At 73.3% G+C, this 15675-nt stretch carries 13 protein-coding genes; 9 read left to right on the forward strand and 4 right to left on the reverse strand.

Annotated elements, in window-relative coordinates:
* Window positions 1–861: FAD-dependent oxidoreductase (locus tag G3I42_RS26700; RefSeq protein WP_164290096.1), on the forward strand; the 861-nt coding region annotated here is incomplete at its 5' end.
* A 252-nt stretch (window positions 862–1113) separates the two neighbouring features.
* On the opposite strand, the gene G3I42_RS26705 is transcribed toward G3I42_RS26700, so the two are convergent.
* On the reverse strand, window positions 1114–2700 hold the full coding sequence (locus G3I42_RS26705; protein WP_164290098.1) for a regulator: 1587 nt from the start codon (window positions 2698–2700) through the stop codon (window positions 1114–1116).
* Window positions 2701–3075: 375 nt separating this feature from the next.
* On the opposite strand from G3I42_RS26705, the gene lipB reads away from it, so the two are divergent.
* From lipB to G3I42_RS26725, 4 genes are all read left to right on the forward strand, one after another.
* On the forward strand, window positions 3076–3861 hold the full coding sequence (lipB, locus tag G3I42_RS26710; RefSeq protein WP_164290100.1) for a lipoyl(octanoyl) transferase LipB: 786 nt from the start codon (window positions 3076–3078) through the stop codon (window positions 3859–3861).
* Between the two features lie 270 nt (window positions 3862–4131).
* Window positions 4132–5100 carry a lipoyl synthase gene (lipA, locus tag G3I42_RS26715; RefSeq protein WP_164290102.1) on the forward strand — a complete coding sequence of 323 codons (969 nt, stop codon included), beginning with the start codon at window positions 4132–4134 and terminating at the stop codon, window positions 5098–5100.
* Window positions 5101–5426: 326 nt separating this feature from the next.
* Window positions 5427–5627 carry a hypothetical protein gene (locus G3I42_RS26720; RefSeq protein WP_164290104.1) on the forward strand — a complete coding sequence of 67 codons (201 nt, stop codon included), beginning with the start codon at window positions 5427–5429 and terminating at the stop codon, window positions 5625–5627.
* A gap of 29 nt (window positions 5628–5656) precedes the next feature.
* On the forward strand, window positions 5657–6352 hold the full coding sequence (locus tag G3I42_RS26725) for a DUF4191 domain-containing protein (protein WP_164290106.1): 696 nt from the start codon (window positions 5657–5659) through the stop codon (window positions 6350–6352).
* A 245-nt stretch (window positions 6353–6597) separates the two neighbouring features.
* On the opposite strand, the gene G3I42_RS26730 is transcribed toward G3I42_RS26725, so the two are convergent.
* Window positions 6598–7065, reverse strand: a complete 468-nt coding sequence (locus G3I42_RS26730) for an RDD family protein (protein ID WP_343244675.1) — start codon at window positions 7063–7065, stop codon at window positions 6598–6600.
* A gap of 266 nt (window positions 7066–7331) precedes the next feature.
* Here G3I42_RS26730 and glnA point away from each other — a divergent pair, with 266 nt between their 5' ends.
* The 3 genes from glnA (at window position 7332) to G3I42_RS26745 (ending at window position 13361) form a co-directional block, all read left to right on the forward strand.
* Complete coding sequence (gene glnA / locus G3I42_RS26735; protein WP_164290108.1) at window positions 7332–8741, forward strand: type I glutamate--ammonia ligase; 1410 nt, start codon at window positions 7332–7334, stop codon at window positions 8739–8741.
* A 147-nt stretch (window positions 8742–8888) separates the two neighbouring features.
* Window positions 8889–12794 carry an ATP-binding protein gene (locus G3I42_RS26740; RefSeq protein WP_343244676.1) on the forward strand — a complete coding sequence of 1302 codons (3906 nt, stop codon included), beginning with the start codon at window positions 8889–8891 and terminating at the stop codon, window positions 12792–12794.
* 99 nt (window positions 12795–12893) lie between these two features.
* Complete coding sequence (locus tag G3I42_RS26745) at window positions 12894–13361, forward strand: ATP-binding protein (RefSeq protein ID WP_343244677.1); 468 nt, start codon at window positions 12894–12896, stop codon at window positions 13359–13361.
* A 6-nt stretch (window positions 13362–13367) separates the two neighbouring features.
* On the opposite strand, the gene G3I42_RS26750 is transcribed toward G3I42_RS26745, so the two are convergent.
* The gene (locus G3I42_RS26750; protein WP_164290111.1) at window positions 13368–13745 is read right to left on the reverse strand and encodes an STAS domain-containing protein; all 378 of its coding nucleotides are present in this window, start codon (window positions 13743–13745) and stop codon (window positions 13368–13370) included.
* Between the two features lie 77 nt (window positions 13746–13822).
* Window positions 13823–14155 (reverse strand): hypothetical protein, encoded by a 333-nt coding sequence (locus G3I42_RS26755; RefSeq protein ID WP_239096697.1) that lies wholly within the window; start codon window positions 14153–14155, stop codon window positions 13823–13825.
* A 354-nt stretch (window positions 14156–14509) separates the two neighbouring features.
* On the opposite strand from G3I42_RS26755, the gene G3I42_RS26760 reads away from it, so the two are divergent.
* On the forward strand, window positions 14510–15675 hold a 1166-nt coding region (locus G3I42_RS26760), incomplete at its 3' end, for a DUF1254 domain-containing protein (protein WP_164290113.1).

The raw sequence follows: 15675 nt of genomic DNA on the forward strand, positions 1-15675 counted from the left end.
GAGGAGCGCACGGCGGCCGACGCGCTGGCGGCGCAGGGCCTGCCGCGCCGTACCGCCCAGACGTTCCTGCGCCCGCTGCTCACGGCGCTGCTCCTCGACCCCGAGCTGTCCACGTCCTCGCGCGTCGCGGACTTCGCGCTGCGCGATTTCGCGCGCGGCCGGCTCTGCGTGCCCGAGGGCGGCTCGGGGGCGCTCGCCGAACGGCTCGCCGCGACGCTGCCGCCGGGCACGATCCGTACCGGCGTGCACGTCACGGCCGCGTCGACGTCCTCCGTGACGACGAAGGAGCACGGCGAACTCGGCTGCCGCGCGCTGCTCGTGGCGACGGGGGCGCGGGACGCGGCGGAGTTGCTGCCGGGCCTGCGCGTGCCGCGCTTCCACGAGGTGACGGTCTTCCACCACAGCGCTCCGGTGGCCCCCGCCACGGGTGCCTCGCTCGTCCTGGACGGCGACCGCTCGGGCCCGGTCTCGCACACGGCGGTGCTGAGCGCCGTGGACCCGGGCCGCGCTCCCGCCGGGCGCACGCTTGTCTCCTCGACGGTCCCGGGCCGTCCTCCGGCCGGTCTCGACGCGTCCGTACGGGCGCACCTCGCGGCGCTGTACGGCGTGCCGACCGGGGACTGGGACCTGCTCGCCGTGCACCACGACGCGGAGGCGGTGCCCGCGATGGCCCCGCCGCACGACCCGCGCCGTGTGGTCCGCGTCCTGGACGGCCTCTACGTGTGCGGCGACCACCGGGACACGGGCTCGGTCCAGGGCGCCCTCAGCTCCGGCCGCCGCGCGGCCCACGCCCTCCTCCGCGACATCGGCCGCGCGCCCGCGTACCCGCCGCGGGGGCTGCCGGAGGTGGTGGCGGCCTGAAGGGAGCGGGTGAGGGCGGGGCGGGCCTGCGCGCGCACCGCCCGCAGAACAGCCCCCACCCACCCGGGGGGCTCCCCTGTTACCAGTCTTCCGCAGGTCGCCCCCCTCCCCCGACCATCTCGCCGAATCTGTGGACAACCCCGCGCATCCCCCGCACGCCTCTCACCCGATCCGGTGAGCGTTTTCCGCGCGACCCCCGAGTTGTCCACAGACCGGTTTCGGCCACTCCGCCCGACTACGGCCGCAACACCGCTACTGATACGCCGCCACCCGGTCCCGGTACCCCCGGACCGGGCCCGCGTCGCGGTACGGCTCCAGGCGGCGTTCGAAGTCGCGGACGTACTCGACCGCGCGGACCGAGCGCATCTCGCCCGCCGCCTGCGCGGCCTCCGCCCCGTGGGCGCAGGCCGCGTCGAGGTCGCCGAGGCCGAGGCGGGCCGTGGCGAGGACGACGCGGCAGAACAGACGGCTGCGGGCGTAGCCGCTCCCGCGCAGTTGCAGCGAGCGTTCGGCGTGCTGGGCCGAGGCCCGGTACTGCTGGAGGTCGCGGTAGCAGTGCCCGAACTCGTCGGCGAGCTGCGCTTCGTCGAAGAAGCGGGCCCAGCCCGGGACTTCGTCGCCGGGGCGGGCCGCTTCGAGCGCCCGCTCGGCCCGTACCAGCGAGGCCGTGCAGGACCGCGTCTCGCCGAGCACGCCGTGCCCCCGCGCCTCCGCCGCGTGCAGGAGTGCCTGCACGGCGGGCGGCACCACGGGGCCGACGCCCTGCTGGGCGACCCGCGCGAGCTGCACCGCCTCCCTGCCGTGGCCGAGGTAGACGGCCTGGCGGCTCATCGTGATGAGGACGTACGCGCCGTAGACGCGGTCGTCGGCGGCCTGCGAGAGGCGCAGGGCCTGCACGAAGTAGCGCTGCGCGAGCCCGTGCGCGGCGATGTCGTACGAGGTCCAGCCCGCGAGCCGGGTGAGGTCGGCGGCGGCGGCGAAGAGGCGGCGCCCGGTCTGCTCGCCGTAGACGCCGCGCAGCATCGGCTCGGCCTCGTGCTCCAGGTAGCGGACGAGGGCCTGCCGGGCGTGGCCGCCGCCGTAGGCGTGGTCGAGGGAGCGGAAGAGGTCGGCGACGGAGCGCAGCGCGGCGATGTCGCCGCTGGTGACCTTCTGCCCGGGCCCGCGCTCGCTGCCCGAGCGCCCCCACGAGGCGCCCGGCGCGGGGGCCGCTCCGCGCAGCGCTCCGGGCCTGGCCTGCTGGGGGACCCGGCCCGCGGCTCCCGTCGGCTGCGCGGGGACGCCGAGCGCGCCCACGGGGACGGGGTCCTGCCGGGGGATCTCGGCGTTCTCCGCGCCCTCCTTGGGTTCCGGGCGGCCGGGCCGTGCCGCGCGGTCGTCGGCGAGCCGTCCCACCCGCTCGTCGGGGCGTCCGATGAGCCAGTCACGGCTCGGGACGACGAGGCCGGCGGGCGTGAAGGCGATCTTGCGCAGTTCGGCGTGGCTCCCCGAGTCCTTGCGCCACAGGCCGCCGACGATGTCGACGGCCTCCTCGGGCGTCCCGGCGAATTCGAGCCCCGCGTAGACGGGGGCACAGGCGTCGAGGCCGAGGTCCTGGGCGCTGAGCCTGCGGCCGAGGCGCCGGGTGAAGACCTCGGCGATGAGCGCGGGGGTCGTGCCGCGCGGTTGCTGGCCGCGCAGCCAGCGGGTCACGGAGGTCTTGTCGTATCTCAGGTCGAGCCCGTGTTCCAGGCCGAGCTGGTCCACCCGCCGGGCGAGCCCCGCGTTGGAGAACCCCGCCTCCGCGATGAGCGCGGCGAGCTGTCGGTTGGGGGTGCGCTGAGGGGTTCGGTCCGTCATCAGCTGTGCGGTCTCCTGCCTTCCGGGCCCGAAAGCTGCCCTCGTGGAACGGCGCGAATGTAACGGTCGGCGAACGCCCCATCACGCCCTTCGCCCCTCGTTCATCCGATCGTGTGAGGATTGCCCGGAGAACTGACGGAAAGCGGGCCCTGGAAGCCGTACGCGTTCACTCTTTCGTGGCGCGTCAGTTTTTCCTCTGAACCGGCTGCTTCGCGGCTACGTGAAATCTCCCTCCCGGGAGCCCGCCGCCCCGTGTCCGCCCCCGCGACGACGCCCCGCAACCCCCGGCCGCCCCCGCGTCCGCCCCCGCGGGTGCCGCCGTACAGTGGCGAAGGCACGCGTTGGTGCCGAAGGACGCACGTGGGAAGGCACGCCGTGAGTGAGCTGCGATTCGTCCGTATGGGCCTGGAGTCCGCCGAGACGGAGTACACGCCGTACCTCGACGCCTGGGAGGAGCAGCGCCGGGTGCACGCGGCGCGCGTCGCCGAGGAGATCCCCGACACCTGTCTGCTCCTGGAGCACCCGCCGACGTACACGGCGGGCCGCCGTACCGAGGAGAGCGAGCGTCCCCTCGACGGCACCCCCGTGATCGACGTGGACCGGGGCGGCAAGATCACCTGGCACGGCCCCGGTCAGCTCGTGGGCTACCCGATCCTGCGGCTGCCGAGCCCGGTCGACGTCATCGCGCACGTCCGGAACCTGGAGGAGGCCCTGCTGCGCACGTGCGCCGAGTTCGGTCTCGACGCGACGCGGGTCGAGGGCCGCAGCGGCGTGTGGATCCTCGGGGACCCGGTCGAGCGGCGCCCCGGCGGACTGACCCTCGAACTGGAGCGGACGGACCCGCTCTTCGACGCGCGCCTCGCGGGCCCCGAGTACGCGCCCTCCAACGCGGGCCAGCGCCACGAGGACCGCAAGCTCGCCGCGATCGGCGTCAGGATCGCGAAGGGCGTGACGATGCACGGCTTCGCACTCAATGTGAACTCGGACACGACCGGTTTCGACCGCATCGTGCCCTGCGGCATTCGCGACGCGGGCGTCGCCTCCCTCTCGGGCGAGCTGGGCCGCGAGGTGACGGTGCGGGAGGTGCTGCCGGTCGTGGAGCGCCATCTCACCGAGGTCCTCGCGGGCGCGGGCGCGCCACCACTGTCGACGGCGGTCTGACGGGGCCCGAGGCCGTACGGGAGAAGGCCGCCGCCCGCACGGGAGGACCCCGCCCCGCGCCCGCGCGGGAGGCCCTTGGCGCCCCCTCGCCCGAGCCCCGTCCCCGGCCCCCGTCCGAAGGAACCGCACCCGTTGGGCCGTACGGGGGAATGCGCCTGCGGTTCGGTGGGTTGGGCACGGAGCGGGCCCCTGCCCTCACGGGCGTAGGCTGGGCCTCGCCGAAGATTCGAAAGCCACGACGCGCGATCGCAGCAGAAAGGGGCGCCGGGCATGTCCGCAGTCGCACCCGACGGGCGCAAGATGCTCCGCCTGGAGGTCCGGAACAGCCAGACCCCCATCGAGCGCAAGCCCGAGTGGATCAAGACCCGCGCCAAAATGGGCCCCGAGTACAACGAGCTGCAGAAACTCGTGAAGAGCGAGGGCCTGCACACGGTGTGCCAGGAGGCCGGTTGCCCCAACATCTACGAGTGCTGGGAGGACCGCGAGGCCACCTTCCTCATCGGTGGCGACCAGTGCACCCGGCGCTGCGACTTCTGCCAGATCGACACGGGCAAGCCGCAGGCGCTCGACCGCGACGAGCCGCGCCGCGTCGGCGAGTCGGTCCGCACGATGGACCTCAACTACGCGACCGTCACCGGCGTCGCGCGGGACGACCTCGAAGACGGCGGTGCCTGGCTCTACGCCGAGACCGTCCGCCAGATCCACGCGCTGACCGCCGAGCGGCCCCTCGGCGGCACGAAGGTCGAGCTGCTCATCCCCGACTTCAACGCGGACCCCGACCAGCTCGCCGAGGTCTTCGCCTCGCGCCCGCAGGTCCTCGCGCACAACGTCGAGACGGTCCCGCGCATCTTCAAGCGCATCCGTCCCGGCTTCCGCTACGAGCGCTCCCTCAAGGTCATCACCGAGGCCCGCGAGGCCGGTCTCATCACGAAGTCCAACCTCATCCTCGGCATGGGCGAGACCCGCGAGGAGGTCAGCGAGGCGCTGCGCGACCTGCACGAGGCGGGCTGCGAGCTGATCACGATCACGCAGTACCTGCGCCCCTCGCCCCGGCACCACCCCGTCGAGCGCTGGGTCAAGCCGCACGAGTTCGTGGAGCTGAAGGAGGAGGCCGAGCAGATCGGCTACTCCGGGGTCATGTCGGGCCCGCTCGTCCGCTCCTCCTACCGTGCCGGGCGCCTCTTCCAGCAGGCGATGGAGCGGCGCGGCGCGATGGCGGGACCGCTGCCGACCGTGTGAGGTCCGGCACAGCGGCGCTCGCCGCGCGCGTCCGGGTCCCGCCCCGTTCTCGTACGGGAACGGGCCCGCCCCCAGCACGTCCTCCGGCCCCGGAGCCGTTCCCCCAGGTGGGGACGGTTTCGGGGCCGTCGCCTTTCGCGACTGACCGGCGATGCTCGCGCGGCTTCCGCGGAAGACGGTCTTCCGCCGCTTCATGGCCGTTTGACCCTTCGGTCACCGGCTGGTAACACCATGCTGTGACGCTGGGAGCGAGGCGCCGCGCCGCTCGGCGCGACGCTCCCGCCCGTAGAAGCGCGTCACCGCCGCCAGCCCCGGGGAGCCCCACCGTGCCGAGCGTCCACCACCTGCCCCACGCCCGTACCACCCTCCTCGCCCCGCTCTCCTCGGCCGTCCGCGCCGTGGAGTCCGCCCTGCTCAGCCGCTCCGCGCAGAACGCGCGGACGGCCGTGATCGCCGACCGCGCCCGGGCCAGGGAACGGGCCGAGGCGGAGGCCGTCCTGAGCGCGCTGCCCGCCCGCACGTCCTAGCGCGGTGCGCGCCACGTAAACTCCACAGCATGGCGAGGAAGGACACCGCAGAGAGCTCTGCGAATCAGGGGCGACTGAAACAGATCGCTCTCACTTACAAGATGACCCGACGGGTCGATCCGAGGATCGGCCTGGTGATCGGCGCCGTGGGGATCGTCGTCTTCGGCGTGCTCCTCGCGGTCGGTTTCCTGATCGGCCACCCGGTCTACCTGGGCATTTTCGGCTTCCTCGTCGCTGTTCTCGCGATGGCGATCATCTTCGGGCGGCGCGCCGAGCGTGCGGCGTTCTCGCAGATGGAGGGACAGCCGGGTGCGGCGGCCGCGGTGCTCGACCAGATGAAGCGCGGGTGGACGACGACGACGGCGGTCGCGATGAACCGCAGCCAGGACGTCGTGCACCGCGCGGTCGGCAAGCCCGGCATCGTGCTGATCGCCGAGGGCAACCCGAACCGGGTCAAGAGCCTGCTCGCGGCGGAGAAGCGCAAGATGGCGCGCGTCGTCTCCGACGTACCGGTGCACGACATGATCGTCGGCAACGGCGAGGGCCAGGTCCCGCTGAAGAAGGTCCGCACGACCCTCCTCAAGTACCCGCGCGTCCTCACCGGCCCCCAGGTCACCGAGACCACCGACCGCCTGCGGGCGATGGGCGACATGATGAAGAACATGCCGCTGCCGAAGGGGCCCATGCCGAAGGGGATGCGCATGCCGCGCGGCCCGCGCCGCTGATCCCCGCCCACCCATCACGACAACCGCCGAAGGGGCGGGCCCGACCACGGGCCCGCCCCTTCGGCGTGGGACGGGTCTGCTCGGGGCCGGGCCCTCGCCGGTGAGGACGCGCGGGTGCTTGAGGAGGGGACAGCAGGCGACCGGCGACACCATGAAGAACATGCCGCTCCCCATGAGTCCCGTGCCGAACGGCATACGCACGCCCGTGCCTCGCTCCGCCAGGGGCGTCCGCGGGAGAGGTGCCCTCAGATCCGGATCTGCACCGCGCGCCCGAGCCGGTCGTGCAGGCCGCGCGAGTCGCGGTCCCAGATCAGGGCGGGGATGGCGATGCAGAGGAGCACGCTGCGGATCAGGACGCGGACGAGGCCGAGCCTGCCGCCGTTCTCGGAGACGACGCGGAGCCGGAAGAGGGCCTTGCCGGGCGTGCAGCCCACCGTGCCGAGGGTGAGCAGGCTCAGGACGAAGAAGATCGCGAGCGCCCAGTTCCCCGCCGCCTGCTGGTCACCGCGCGCGAGGAGACCGTATGCGATGAGCATGCACAGGGCCCAGTCCACGACGAGGGCGCCGAAGCGGCGGCCGAGGGGGGCGAGGGAGCCGGGTCCGCTCTCCGGGAGGCCGAGGCGCTCGCCCCGGTACCCGAAGTCGACACCCATCTCCTCGGCGGCGGCACGCGGGCCCGAGAGCCACGATCCCATTGCATCCCTGTTGTCCACCGCTCCACGGTACTGCGCCCGCGCCCGGCGCCCCCTGGCAGCCCCCGCCCGGCGCGCGGGGGCGCGTGACGGCGGCGGACGCGGGTAGGCGCGCGCCGTGGCCCGGGCCGTTCAGGAGCCCCGAGGTGGTTAACTTCGGTGAAACAAATGGGTCACGCTTGAGAAATCCCGTCTTCCTATGGTCGGCTCCACCGTGGGTCACCGCACTGACTACGGGCACGAGCTGAAACCCCCGCCCCTCCCCGGGTGGGAGGAGGAGGAGTTGGATGTTCCAGAACGCCGATGACGCCAAGAAGTTCATCGCCGACGAGGGCGTGGAATTCGTCGACGTCCGCTTCTGCGACCTGCCGGGCGTGATGCAGCACTTCACGGTGCCGGCGAAGGCGTTCGACCCGGCCGAGGAGCTGGCCTTCGACGGCTCGTCGATCCGCGGCTTCCAGGCGATCCACGAGTCGGACATGGCGCTGCGTGCCGACCTGACGACCGCGCGCGTGGACCCCTTCCGCCGGGACAAGACGCTCAACATCAACTTCTTCATCCACGACCCGATCACGGGCGAGCAGTACAGCCGCGACCCGCGCAACGTGGCGAAGAAGGCCGAGGCGTACCTCGCGTCGACCGGCATCGCCGACACCGCGTTCTTCGGCCCGGAGGCCGAGTTCTACGTCTTCGACAGCGTCCGCTTCGAGACCTCGGCGAACCGTTCGGTCTACGAGATCGACTCCGAGGCCGGCGCCTGGAACACCGGCTCCGAGGTGAACAACCGCGGCTACAAGGTCCGCTACAAGGGCGGTTACTTCCCGGCCCCGCCGGTCGACCACTTCGCCGACCTGCGTGCCGAGATCTCCCTGGAGCTGGACAAGGCCGGCCTGGAGGTCGAGCGCCAGCACCACGAGGTGGGCACGGCCGGGCAGGCCGAGATCAACTACAAGTTCAACACGCTGCTCGCCGCGGCCGACGACCTGATGCTCTTCAAGTACATCGTGAAGAACGTCGCCTGGCGCAACAACAAGACCGCGACCTTCATGCCGAAGCCGATCTTCGGCGACAACGGCTCGGGCATGCACGTGCACCAGTCGCTGTGGACCGGCGGCCAGCCGCTCTTCTACGACGAGCAGGGCTACGCGGGCCTCTCGGACATGGCGCGCTACTACATCGGCGGCATCCTCAAGCACGCGCCCTCGCTGCTCGCCTTCACGAACCCGACGGTGAACTCCTACCACCGCCTGGTCCCCGGCTTCGAGGCCCCGGTCAACCTGGTCTACTCGCAGCGCAACCGCTCCGCCGCGATGCGCATCCCGATCACGGGCTCGAACCCGAAGGCGAAGCGCGTCGAGTTCCGCGCCCCGGACCCGTCCTCGAACCCGTACCTCGCCTTCTCGGCGCTCCTCCTCGCGGGCCTCGACGGCATCAAGAACAAGATCGAGCCGGCCGAGCCGATCGACAAGGACCTCTACGAGCTGGCCCCCGAGGAGCACGCGGGCGTCCCCCAGGTCCCGACCTCCCTCCCGGCCGTCCTCGACGCCCTCGAAGCGGACAACGAGTACCTCCAGGCCGGCGGCGTCTTCACCTCCGACCTCATCGAGACCTGGATCGACTACAAGCGCACGGCCGAGATCGCCCCGATCCAGCTCCGCCCGCACCCCCACGAGTTCGAGCTGTACTTCGACATCTAGGAAGGCCCGGGGCCGCGCGCCCCGCACCGACCGCACACGGGCCGTGGGCCGCGTCCTCCCTTCGGAGGGCGCGGCCCACGGCCCTTCGGCGTGCCCGCGTTCTGGTCTAGATTCTCCGCAGCGAGCGAAACGAGGTGCACGGTGCGCGTGGGCGGGGGCGTGGGCAAAGGCGGGGACGAGGACGGGGACGAGGGCGACAGCTACAACTCCATGGACGGCACCGTCGTGGGGAACGTCTTCCAGGCGCGGACCATGTACGTGCGGATGGGGGCCTCGCCCGCCCCCGAAGCGGCGGGCGCGGACGGGCCGGAAGCCGATCCGTGGGTCCGTGCGGCGGAGGAATCGGCGGTCTGGGACCTCGTGGCGGCGCAGCGGGGAGCGAGGGAGCACCGCGCGCTCGTGACGGCGGTCGTGACGCGGCTGGCCGCCCTGCGGCGGGAGCCGACGGCGGACCCGTGGCACGACCCCGAGGCCCCCTTGCGGTTCCTGGAGCACGTCGAGCGGCTCACGGAGCCGGAAGGGCTCGGCCTGAGTCCGGCCGAGGGGGCGCTCCTCGTCCTGCTGCCGTTCCTCCATCGCGTGCACTACCTGCGCCGGGCCGCCGCGGTGGCCGGCGTGGAGCCGTGGTCGCTCGCGGTACCGGCCGGAGCGGGCCCCGCGCGGCGCAGGTTCGAGGTGTTCGCCGAGGGCCACGAGGCGCTGGTGCGGCGGGCCCGGCGCGACGCGGAGGCGGAGCCGGTGGTGGGCTGGTGGCTCTTCCACCGGTGGCTGACGCGGGACCAGGAGTTCGCGGAGCCGGAGTCCGTCGGGGAGCTGCTCGCGGAACTCGGGGAGTGCGTCGCCCCGCTCGGCGGCACGCTCGACGCCGGACGGCTCGCGGCGCTCCTGCACGGGCTGCGGCGCGGCCCGGACGTGTGCCATCCCGAGCACCTGCACCAGTTGCCCGACGACGAACGGGTACGCAGCGGGGGCGGCGCCCAGCGCGTCCGCTTCCGGCGCCTCGCGCTGCTGGCCACGCTCGCGCACGGCATGGCGGTCGAGCCCGCCGGGCTCCCCGACATCGTCGCGGAACACGTGGCCGTCCCGTACCCGGTCGACGTGGCCGGGCTGCGCCGTGTGCTCGCCGGGGCGACGTGGGGCGGGACGACGGAGCTGCCCGTCCTGCGGGCCGAGTGCCACCACGAGGCGGTGGTCGAAGCCTTGCGCGCGTACACCGCGCGACTCGACGAACTGCTGCACGCGATACGGGCCACGGGCCTCCTCCCCCCGTCGCTGCCCGCCCGCCTGAGTTCCTCCGGTGTCCTGCCCGGGCGCGGTGTCTTCGAGGGGTACGCGCGCTTCCGCAGCGACGACCGGCGCTTCCTGAGCCTCGCGGTCGGCGTCGAGCTGTACAAGGACCGCGACCTCGCGGTGCGGGAGCTGTACCAGAACGCCCTGGACGCGTGTCGCTACCGGCGGGCGCGGAGCGAGTACCTGGACCGCACGGGGGCGCTGCCGACCGCGTACGAGGGACGGATCCGTTTCACGCAGGGCGAGGACGAGGACGGGCGCCGGTACGTGGAGTGCGAGGACAACGGCGTCGGCATGGGCGAGGCGGAGCTGCGCGGCGTCTTCTCGCACGCGGGCGCCCGCTTCGCCGAGCAGGCCGAGTTCCGGCTTGAGCGGGCGCGCTGGGAGGCCCTGGACCCGCCGGTTCGGCTCTACCCCAACAGCCGTTTCGGGATCGGGGTGCTGAGCTATTTCATGCTGGCCGAGGAAATCCGGGTCACGACGTGCCGGATGAGCGCGGAGGGGGTGCCGGGGCCGGTGCTGCGGGCCTCGGTGTGCGGGCCCGAGCACTTGTTCCGCATCGTGCGGGAGGCGGACAAGGGGACGCCCGGGACGAAGGTGCGGCTGTACTTGCGGGAGGGGGTGGTGGCGGAGGAGTGGTCGTGCGTGAAGGTGCTCGAAGGGGTGCTGGGGATCGCGGAGTTCGGGACGGTGGCGGAGGAGGGGCGGCGCCGGCGGGTCGAGTGGGAGGCGGGGCGGGTGCGCTCGGCGGACCGCGCTGCCAGGAGGTACGAGTCCGAGGACGACGCGAGCAGGATTCACTCGGCCGGGTGGACCCTGCCGTGGTCGGCCGGTGCGGAGGGGGCACAGGTCGTCTGGTGCCAGGAAGGGGGCGCGCTGCTCGTGGACGGCCTCGTGGTCGCCCCCGCACGCCCCAGCGGGGTGCTGGCACAGGACGGGTCCGGGCTCCAGGGGGTCGTGGTGAACCTCCGCGGTCCCGACGCCCCGGAGCGGCTCTCGGTCGACCGGCAGCACGTACTCGATGAACTGGGCTCTTCGTTGGCGGAGTTGCTGACGCGGGCGGTCACCGCCTTCGCCGGGACACCGCCGGGCTTCAGGCTGGGATCGTGGTTCTGCGACGTGTTGCAGGCGAGCCCGGCGCTGGCGGACGTCGTCGGTGACGCCCTCGTGTCGATGGGGCGGGAGCTGTCGAGCGGGGGCTTCGTATTCGGCTCGGCCGCGACGGGCACGTTCCCGCTGGATGTCTCCTTGGTCTCCGGCAGGCGTCCCGGCGGACACCACGACATGACCCGCGCGACCGGTTACGCGCCCGACCACATCTATCTGTGGCGCCTGCTCGCGCACGGGCGCGAGGAGCTGCTCGGGCCACTCGCCGAGCTGTGCCCCGACATCAGGACCGAACGGCCGTTGCGCAGGGCGCGTGCCACGGACCAGTGGCTTCTGCTGGGGGCCGACGTGGACCGGAGAGCCGTCATTTCCTGGAGCCGCGGGGCCGTCTTCCGCGACGAGGAACTGGGCAGCATCGCTCGCGTCGCGGGGCTCTCCCGTGATGCCCTCGACTCCCGGCTCAGAGCGCTGGGCTATCCCTGGGACCGGGCTCCCGGGGACCCGCTCCCGCGACAGAGGCGTCCCGAAAGGGAGTTCAAGCCCCGTCCGGACCCTCGTGCCCGCCCGGTGTCCGTGGGCGCACTGGCGGAGTTCGTCCGCCGCCGGCGTCTGCCGGTGGACGCGGTGGCAGCGGAGCTGCGCGGCACGGGGTGGGACGTACCCGCGAAGGTGGTCGAGTGGTACCGGAAGGCCGGGTCCGAGCCCTTGCTCCGCCTCTACTCCCCGGAGAGTTCCGTGGGAATGGTCCCGCTCGATCCGGAGCACAAGGTTCCCCCGGGCCACATCGCCGCCATGTCCCTCGCGCTCGACCTGCCCACCTCGGAGATCTGCCGCAGGCTGACCGCCTTCGGGCTGGACGCGGACGGCTCGGGTCTGCCCGAACGACCAGACAAGTCCTGGCTGAAGCTCCTGCAACTGCGGGGAGGGAAGGAACCGCACTGGCTCCCGTGGGGTGCGTCCCTGTCACCGGGGGACGTCCTCTTCCGCGCCTTCTCGGCGAGCCTGCGACCCATCGAGGTGTGGCGCCGCTTGCGGTCGCTCGGCTTCGCCGTCCCTTCGCCCTTCCCGGACGACGCCGACCCCGATGACCGTTTCCTGCTCCCGGGGCACAGCACGGGACCCGCGAAGCCGCCGGCGGACCCGATCGCGTACCGGGACCTCTTCAGTCACCAGAGCAGCTGGGAACAGAAGCGTGAGCGGGTCGCCAAGCTGCGGTCGTACGGCTTCGTCGTCCCGGTGGAGTTCCCGGCGGAACCGGGGCCGTTCGACGACCACATCCTGACGGAGTTGCGAGACGAACGCCGCCTGCGCACCGGCGATGTCGTTCCCTTCCATTTCGCCCTGCCCCTCGCCCGGGATCTCAACATCTCCCCCGCCGAGGTGGCCGCCGTCCTCGTCAGGTACCGCATCCCCGTGTCACGGACCTCCCTCCCGGACGGCATGACGTTCCGGGACGCGGCGGAACTGGCCCGGATGCACTCGACCGGTCGTGTTCGCGAAGAAGAGGGGTTCCCCCTGCACTACCTCCAGGAGACCGCCCTCCGGCAGCACCGCACCATCCCGGACGTCGTCGCCGACCTCCGCGCCCTCGGCTTCACCGTCCCCGACCCCGCCGACACTATTCGGGCCGCCCTCGCCCGCGTCCCCTCCGCCTGAACCCGTCACAGCCTCCCCGCACGAAACAGGTGCGCCCGGGCCGACTCGGGGCACCCGGAGCACAGGCAAACGCAGGCGAGTACGGGCAGGTGAGTGGTGGTGTCGGACGAGGAAGGGCATCGCGGCGACGGGACGGAGGACGGGGGGCTGCGGCCCGGGGAGGCGCGGGAGCGGGTGTACGACGCGCTGTTGGCGGTGCGGCCGCCCGTGGATGTGCTGGTGCTCGCCGACGCGGTGCTCGTCGCCTCGGAGTTGGTGAGCAACGCGGTGCGGCACGCGGGCGGGGTGACGGGGTTCCGGGTGAGCATCGGGGACGGCGAGGTCGAGATCAGCGTCTCGGACGGCTCGCAGGCGCGGCCGTGCGAGCGGACTCCGCGGCCGCTCGTGCGCGAGGGCGGGTACGGGTGGGGGCTCGTCACGCGGCTCGCGCGGGTGGAGGTCGTGGCGGGCCCCGGGGACGGCAAGACCGTGCGGGCGCGGCTGCCGCTGACGTCCGCCCACAGCGCGTACGAGCACCCCCGCTTCGTACCGGCGCAGCGCCGGCCGCCCGACGGAGGGATGCGGTGAGGGCGGTCAGCCCGCGTCGATCGCCTCGCCGATCGTCTCGTACACGTCGAGGACCGTGTCCGTGCCGGTGAGGGCGAAGAGCTGGCGCAGCGCGTCCGTGGGGGCGACCAGGCGCAGCCGGGTCGTGGCGCGGACGCGGATGAGGAGGTTGAGGAAGCTGGAGTCGCCGAAGTCGACGCGGCTCAGGTCGAGTATGACGACCGGGTAGTGCGCGGCGGCCTCCTCCAGCTCCTGGCGCAGTCCTCCCACGGTGTCGAGGTCCAGTTCGCCGGAGGCGCGGACCAGCCACATCGCGGAGGCGTCGGCGGGCAGGGCGCGTCTCTCGGGATCGGCGGAGGTCTCGTCCGCCGGTTCCTGCTCGGGCGGCTCTGCGGGTTCGGGCATATGCGCATCCTGCCTCAAGCGCCACGGGAGTCCCGACGCACCCCCTCCCTCCGCGTTCACCGCTTCCTCACAGGCGTTCACCGCTCCTCACGGGACAGCGAGTCGCGGCACGAGCAGTACGCGGGATCGTGCGCGCGGCCCCGCGTCTCCCAGGCCCGCAGGCAGCACAGCGCCTCGAAGACCTGCCAGTCGGCGACGGGGCGCGGGGGCGGTACGGGCGCGGGGCGCGGGGCGTGCTCCTCGGCGCACTCGTGCTCGCGCAGGATCGCGGTGACGAGGAGCGCCGACGCGGCGACGAACGCGAGCGTCGTCCACCAGGCGCCGTTGTGCGCGCTCGCCGTGGCGCAGTGCCCGAGCCAGGCCACCGCGGCGAGGTGCGCGGCGCTCAGGGCGAGCGAGAGGCGGCTCACCGCGTGCCGCCGGGGGACGGGGAGGCGGAGGGCTGTGGCATGGGACGTGCTTCCTCTCGTACGGGCTCGGGCGGCCTTCTTGTACGGACTCGTACGAGCCGCCTTCACGCTTTCGTGACGCAAGGCGATCGCTCGCTCACGCACGGCGATCTGTCCGGCCAACGAGCCAGGCGCGCGCGGGCCGCACCGGTTCACCCTTGTGCCCACTGCGAGCGCGCCTGTCCGAATTCGCGTCGGTCCGTGTGGGGGACGCGCCTCATCCGACGAGGGGACGGGTCGCACGTGCGTGCGACTCGGGATGCGGGACGGCGGGGGGCGTGTGACCTTGAGGGGAGGGAGGCAGGAGGAGGCGAGATGGGGCACGGCACCCTGGCGGCTTCACTCGCCGCCGAGGCGTACGTCTACGGCGCGCCGCTCGTGCGGGGCCTGGAGACGGTCGGGCTGTTCACGCAGGACGGGCTCGGCCCGCTGCCGGCGACGGCCTTCAACCACTTCGCGCACGCCGAGCCCGCCACCGGCTGGCCCGCCGACGAGGGCACCCTGTGCTCGCTCGCCCCGCTCGACCTCTCCGAGGGGCCGCTCGTGCTCCAGGTCCCGCCGAGCGGCCCGCGCTACGCCGTGTACCAGTTCGTGGACGCGTGGACCAACGACTTCGCGTACGCGGGGCTGCGCGCCGGCGGCGCGGAGGGCGGCAGCTGGCTGCTCGCGCCGCCGGGCTGGGACGGGCAGGTGCCCGGCAGCGTGCACGAGGTGATCGAGGCGCCGACGGCGGTCGCGACGCTCGTGGTGCGGTACGCCTGCGCGCTCGCGGACGCGGAGGACGTCGCGGCGGTACGGGACCTGCGGGCCGGGCTCGCGCTGCACCCGCTCACCGCGCCGGGCCTGGGACGCGGGGGGCTCCCCGGCGGCGATCCGCTCGCCGAGCCGGCGCTGCGGTTCTGGGAGCGGCTGCGGGTGTGGGCGGCCGATTTCCCGCCCTCGGGGGCCGATCGCGCCTACCAGGAGCGCTTCCAGCCGCTCGGCCTCCTGGAGGAGGGCGCGACACCGTACGCGGAACCGGCGACGGAGCTGCGCTGGGCGCTGGAGGAGGGCGAGGCGGCGGGGCGCGCGCAGGTCGAGGCGGCGGCGTGGCGGTGGGGCGAGGAGGACGGGGACGGGGGTCTTTCTTCCCGGGCCCCGGCGAACGGTGACTCCTTTGGGGGCTGGCAGGGCGCGGCGCATCTCTTCGACTTCAATCTCGACCACCTCGGCCCCGGCACGCTCGACGCCTCGCCGTGGCGCGTCGGGGACCGTTCCGAGGCGTATCTGCGGCGCGCGGTCGCCGCGCGGGTCGGGCTGTGGGGGCCGCACGGGTACGAGGCGACGACGACGCAGACGTACCGGGACGCGGCCGGGGAACGGCTCGACGGGGCGTACGCCTACACGCTGCGCCTGCCGCCCCCGCCGCCCGCCTACGGCTGGGCGCTGAGCGCGCACGCGGTGCCGCGCCGTCCCGGTCCCGAGCCGCGCGCGGTGAGCGA

It is taken from the genome of Streptomyces sp. SID11385, from assembly GCF_010548245.1.
Classification (GTDB): Bacteria; Actinomycetota; Actinomycetes; order Streptomycetales; family Streptomycetaceae; genus Streptomyces.

Excerpts from the sequence above, each read along its gene's own strand:
- glnA (WP_164290108.1), top strand. The coding sequence starts at position 7,332 with ATGTTCCAGAACGCCGATGACGCCAAGAAGTTCATCGCCGACGAGGGC.
- G3I42_RS26725 (WP_164290106.1), top strand. The coding sequence starts at position 5,657 with ATGGCGAGGAAGGACACCGCAGAGAGCTCTGCGAATCAGGGGCGACTG.
- G3I42_RS26705 (WP_164290098.1), bottom strand. The coding sequence starts at position 2,700 with ATGACGGACCGAACCCCTCAGCGCACCCCCAACCGACAGCTCGCCGCG.
- G3I42_RS26750 (WP_164290111.1), bottom strand. The coding sequence starts at position 13,745 with ATGCCCGAACCCGCAGAGCCGCCCGAGCAGGAACCGGCGGACGAGACC.
- lipA (WP_164290102.1), top strand. The coding sequence starts at position 4,132 with ATGTCCGCAGTCGCACCCGACGGGCGCAAGATGCTCCGCCTGGAGGTC.